General features: G+C 37.4%; 3 protein-coding genes. All 3 read left to right on the forward strand.

Annotated features, from left to right (window positions below):
* Positions 1-154 precede the first annotated feature (154 nt).
* Genes O3601_RS09235 through O3601_RS09245 form a run of 3 tightly spaced genes read left to right on the forward strand, consistent with a single transcriptional unit; the run spans position 155 to position 4,763 of the window.
* Complete coding sequence (locus tag O3601_RS09235) at positions 155-730, forward strand: restriction endonuclease subunit S (RefSeq protein WP_371472686.1); 576 nt, start codon at positions 155-157, stop codon at positions 728-730.
* Positions 723-3,797, forward strand: a complete 3,075-nt coding sequence (locus O3601_RS09240; protein ID WP_371472688.1) for a type I restriction endonuclease subunit R — start codon at positions 723-725, stop codon at positions 3,795-3,797. Before O3601_RS09235 ends, O3601_RS09240 begins: the two co-directional genes overlap by 8 nt.
* 3 nt (positions 3,798-3,800) lie before the next feature.
* Complete coding sequence (locus O3601_RS09245; protein ID WP_371472691.1) at positions 3,801-4,763, forward strand: DUF3644 domain-containing protein; 963 nt, start codon at positions 3,801-3,803, stop codon at positions 4,761-4,763.
* The last annotated feature ends 277 nt before the right edge of the window (positions 4,764-5,040 follow it).

Here is a 5,040-nt window from a genome sequence, read left to right on the forward strand (position 1 = left end):
CTTCCGCTGTTCCCAAGCGTTAATAAGTATTCTATTATTTAGAAATGAGGCTTCTATATACAATTTTTTGTAATAAAAAAATATTACAAAAAACATTTGACAAATTATTTGTTTAGGTGTAGAATAAAAGAAACAATTACGGGAGGAGAATTTGATGGACTATTATCAATTAGGAGATCTTCTTTCATTTACATCTGGTGTAAATCCGACTAGGTTTGAGAAGCAGAATCAGGAGTCTCTTCGTTTTTATGATCAGGCTTCGTTTGAGTCAGATTTAAAACCAAAGTCGCATACGCTAGCGACTGATAAATGTTATGAAACTTCGCTGTCTCTCGTTGCAGGAGATGTAGTTATCAGTAGCCCATTGCGATTAGCGACGATTGTTGGGAAAGATAATGAAGGGAAAATTCTAACTTTAAATTTTATCAAGGTGAACATAAAGGGAAGGTTAGATAAATTTTACTTTCTCTATCTTTTTAATCAATCTCGGGATGTTCAACGTCAAAAGGAACGTGAGATACAAGGAACAGGTACATCTATGAGAATACCTGTTAAGTCACTGGAGAGGATCCGTATTCCCCTACCTCCAATAGAGGAGCAAAAAAAAATAGGTCAAGCCTATGAACAGCTATTACTATTGCAAACACAGCTTAGAAAATATAGTCAATTACTGGAAGCAACTGTCCAAACTAGCCTCGAACAAATATTAAGGAGCCAATCACATGAGTGAAAATAAAAATAAATCAGAATTAGCTTTTGAAAAAGAAGTCATTACTTATCTAACAAATATTGGGGGAGTGAAGCAGTGGGAGTATCTGGAAAATGTGAAAAATACGGAAGCTCTTTGGGATAATTTCAAAAATATTCTAGAGCAGAACAATCGTGGGAAACTAAGTGGATCATTATCTCGAACAGAGTTCGCACAAGTAAAAAAACAAATCTCAGAACTAAAAACTCCCTATCAAGCAGGTCAATTTCTTTATGGTGTTAATGGATATTCTGAAATTGAGGTGGATCTAGATAGTGGAGAGCATGTTTTTTTAACAGTATTTGATCAAGATCAGGTTGGCGGAGGAAATACTGTTTATCAAGTGGTGAATCATATTAGTCGTCCTAAGATAGTCGACGGTAAACAGGATCGCCGTTTTGATATTACTCTCCTTATCAATGGTCTTCCGATTATTCAAATTGAGTTGAAGAAGGCGTTACATCGAACGAAAGAATCTTTTAACCAGATGAAACAATATATAGCAGAAAAGCAATATAGTGATATTTTTTCGACTCTTCAAATTTTAGTAGCCATGACTCCTTATGAAACACGCTACATGGCTAATAGTACTCTGGAAAGTTTCAATCAGGCTTTTGCATTTAACTGGCAGAATGAAGAAGATGCTAAGCCAGTACGTCGTTGGCAGGAATTTGCAGACAAAGTGCTATCCATCCCGATGGCACATAATTTAGCAACCCAATACATGATCCTTGATGGGACCAAGAATAAAGAGAGTATTAAAGTCATGCGTCCCTATCAAGTGTATGCTACGAAGCGCGTGATTGATAAAGTACGTAAACATGATTTTGGTTATTCAGATGGTAAACTAGGTTACATTTGGCATACGACAGGTAGTGGGAAGACCATTACAAGCTTTAAGACAGCTTGGCTGGCTAGTCGCTTACCGAATGTTAGTAAAGTTATCTTTTTGGTTGACCGTATCGCACTGACAGAACAAACAGTTTCAGCTTACCAAGCCTATGATCCAGTTGCTGGTTTTGAAAGCAAAGATGGTATCGTTACAGATACTGCCAATATTTCGGCTTTACATCGGAAGTTGACGGTCAAAAGTGATAAAAATATCATTGTGACTAGTATTCAAAAAATGTCTCGTTATGTCTCTAGAGATGATTTTAAGCCTATTAAAGATAATATTCTCTTTATTGTGGATGAAGCACACAGGTCTACTGGAGATGGCAGTGACAATGATAATATGCTGGAGAAAATCCGTCAAGCACTACCTCATGCAGCTTGGGTAGGATATACGGGGACGCCTAAGTTCCCAATTACAAAAGAAATTTTTGGAGAACTTCTTCATGCCTACACGATTAAAGAAGCGATTGCTGATCGAAATGTTTTGGGATTTAATGTTGAGTTTAAAGAAACAATTGCAGCTCCCGAAAATCCGACAGCAGATGATATCGATGATAATGTAAAAGCCAGTGTCTATGACACCAGTGAGGAACATGTAAATCTGGTAGTAAAGGATATCTTTGATAACTGGAACGAACGTTCAAATAAAGGTAAGTATAATGCGATGTTTACGGTTCATGTTGGTGGGAACAAGGCTTCAACTCCTCGAGCCATGGAATACTTTGACAAGTTTGAAGAAATCAATCAGACCAAGCCAGCTGAACAACGTTTGAAAGTAGCGATTAGTTTTTCAGCAGATACTTCAAATGGAGATCAACAGCTTCAGGCTAACGAAAATTTGCATCGTGCAATTAGGCACTATAATAGTCTTTTCCATACAGAATTTGATATGAAGACCGTGAAAGACTACACCGAAAATCTCCGTACACGACTAAATAAAACGGCGGACGATGGACAATACCTAGATCTCGTTATCGTTGTGGATCAACTATTGACAGGTTTTGATGCCCCAGGACTGAATACTCTCTATGTGGATCGTACTCTAAAAGGTGCGAGTCTCATCCAAGCCTATTCACGGACAAATCGTGTTCATAATATGGTTGAAAAACCTTTTGGAAATGTCGTCAACTATCGATGGCCAGAGCAAAATGAATTTGAGATGAATAAGGCTTTCTATCTGTACTCCAATCGCCATTCTGCAGACGAACAAACAGAGTTGAATCTTGATGAAATGAAAGGAAAAAACCAAGAGTCTGGCCTCACTTCCAAACCTTTCAGTACAGTACAAGAGGAGCTAAAATCTGTAGTCGAAGACCTCCGTGTTCTGACAGACAGCTTTATTCAATTACCACCGAGTGAAAAAGCGCAAGACGATCTCTTTGAGAAGATTCAAACTTATAATAGATTACTGAGTCAGCTTAAGCAATACACTGAGGATGAGGAAGGAAATCCCGTATCCGCTTATGATGATCCAGAAAACTTTTATAAAGGGATTGGGCTTTCCGAAGATGAAGAAGTCATGTTGACGACAGTCCTAGCTGGTGACCTCCGAGAGAGACGGGCTAAAAAAGAAAATATTGATATTTCACAAATTATGCTAGAGATGGTCCATATCCATGATGTAACAATCAATTATGACTACCTCATTGAACTCATCGCACAGATGGCAGATGAAATTCATACTGGAGAAGTGGCTAAGGCTGAAAAAACTAAGGAAGATATCTCAATCGAGTTAGCCAAATCTGACAATATCAAGGAGAAAGAACGTGTTACTCGTTTTGTAAATCAGGTTTACAATGGAACTTACGTATTTGAACGTTATCCTGCTCCTCGAGATATTGACAGTATGACCAGAGCGATGGAACAGGCTCAGTCAGCAAGTTGCCTTCAACAGTTGACTGCCTTCATCCGCACGTGGGGTCTGGATAATAGTGTTAAGCCTAAGGAACTAGAAGACTTGATTCAGAAACATCGTATCGGTCAAGAAGACCTGGATAAACAAGGAGAGGTCACAAAAATCATGAACGATGCTAGAAGTGACTATCCAGTGCTTGCAGCAGAAGAAATTGCTAGTTTGCCTTGGGTCAAGTATCGTAATGCTCTACGTAAGGCTCTCTATGCATTGGCAGATCAATTAAAAAAGTTAGAGGGATAGATTATGAGAGATATTAAAGAGCAATTGATTGGGAAATCAATAGAAGCTTTTATCTTGGGGTTAGAGATTTATAATAAGCCGACCATTCGTTATAGGATTGAGGGTTTTAGTTTTTTTATATGTAATGCTTGGGAACTAATGTTGAAGGCGGAAATGATGAATCGACAAGAGTCTATTTATTTTAAGGATAGTCCTGATAGAACTTTGAGCCTTGAAGCGGTTGTTAAAAAAATCTACTCTGATGTAAATACGCGTGTTCGCTTGAATTTGGAACGGATTATCGAACTGAGAAATATCAGTACGCATTTCATCACTGAAGATTATGAGCTGAAGTATGCTCCCCTTTTTCAAGCTTGTGTCTTAAACTTTGTAAATGAAATGCAAAGATTTCATCAAGTTGTTATCACGGACTCAATTGCGCAGAACTTCTTAACCATATCAGCTACATATGAACCTCTTACGAATGAAGAAATCCGGTTGAAATATCCACCTGAAATCGCTGAAAAATTTATCCAGCAGGCAAATGAAATCGATGTGCTGACAGAGGAGTATAGCTCTGACAAGTTTGCGATTGAAATCAAACAGAATCTTTATATTACTAAGAAGAAGGAAGAAGCTGATTTTGTTGTATCCCTTAAAAATAATGCTCCAAGTGAAGTTGCCATTGTGAAAGAGCTAAAAGATCCTTCTGTTAGTCACAAATATTCATATAATAGTGTCATCTCGGCTGTTCGTGATCGTTTGAGTAAGAGAAATCTTAAACTAGGGTATAAGAATGGCTTTAATCAGTATGTATTGAGTCTTATTATCGATTTTTATCATATCAAACAGAATGATAAATATGCCTACTGTCATAAAATAGGGAATACAGAACAATATACATATTCGCAACAATTTGTAGATTTCATTGTATCAGAGATTCAAAAAGACCCTCAACGTTTTGTTGAGAGCCTTAGAAGAAAGTAAAAAAGATAACCCCAGGCACATAGGAAATGCTCAGTACTATAGTACCTACCCCATTCTGGGACCCAGCGTTTATCCTTCACAAGTTATCTTTAATTACATTATACAAGTTTTTCTAGATATTGTAAAGAACTAGGGGCTGTAGAGGAGTGAATCCTTTTATGAAAACAAATGTAAGAAAATTTCAAAATAACAAGACATGGAAAACAGCTCAAAGGAGGGCTTTATGAGCAAGCAAGAAGAAAGAAGACCAAGTATCAGATTTAAGGGTTACACTGAA

The sequence above is a fragment of the Streptococcus sp. 20925_1_69 genome, assembly GCF_041432365.1.
GTDB lineage: Bacteria > Bacillota > Bacilli > Lactobacillales > Streptococcaceae > Streptococcus.

Bases quoted from the DNA above. Each gene is read 5' to 3' on its own strand.
- O3601_RS09235 (WP_371472686.1), top strand. From the start codon at position 155: ATGGACTATTATCAATTAGGAGATCTTCTTTCATTTACATCTGGTGTA.
- O3601_RS09240 (WP_371472688.1), top strand. From the start codon at position 723: ATGAGTGAAAATAAAAATAAATCAGAATTAGCTTTTGAAAAAGAAGTC.
- O3601_RS09245 (WP_371472691.1), top strand. From the start codon at position 3,801: ATGAGAGATATTAAAGAGCAATTGATTGGGAAATCAATAGAAGCTTTT.